The sequence below is a fragment of the Bacillus sp. SIMBA_005 genome, from assembly GCF_046535585.1.
GTDB lineage: Bacteria > Bacillota > Bacilli > Bacillales > Bacillaceae > Bacillus > Bacillus pumilus.
On sequence record NZ_JAWRWI010000094.1, the window covers coordinates 1 to 370 of the forward strand.

At 48.4% G+C, this 370-nt stretch carries 1 protein-coding gene; it reads right to left on the minus strand.

The window, feature by feature from the left end; translation table 11 throughout:
- Positions 1-370 (minus strand): polyketide synthase dehydratase domain-containing protein (locus tag SB660_RS19265; RefSeq protein WP_410583828.1); only part of this gene is annotated, 370 nt, incomplete at both ends.

Genomic DNA, 370 nt, shown 5'->3' on the forward strand with positions numbered 1-370 from the left:
GGGAGGTCATTTCAAAATATTCAGCTCCCGCGGCTTCAACCGCTTGTTTTAGTCCGGCGTCTGTGTCACAAAGCATTACGATATGCCGGGCAAAAACCGGTTCCGTTTGAGCAGCAGTTTCATCGCTTCGGGTCCATACCGGCTCAAGCATGAGCGTTTCCGGAGCTTTTTCTTTTTTCTCAGGTTCTTTTTCAGCCGTTCTGAATGACAAACCTTTCAGCCTTACGCAAACCTTGCCGTTTTCATCACAAATATCAAGATCGCGTTTTTCAACATGTCCGGCTTTGTGGTCTTCAGAAAGTCTGGCATATACCCACATCTCGGCAGCGCATGCGCTGAATACTTCAAGCTCCTGAACCGCAAACGGAAG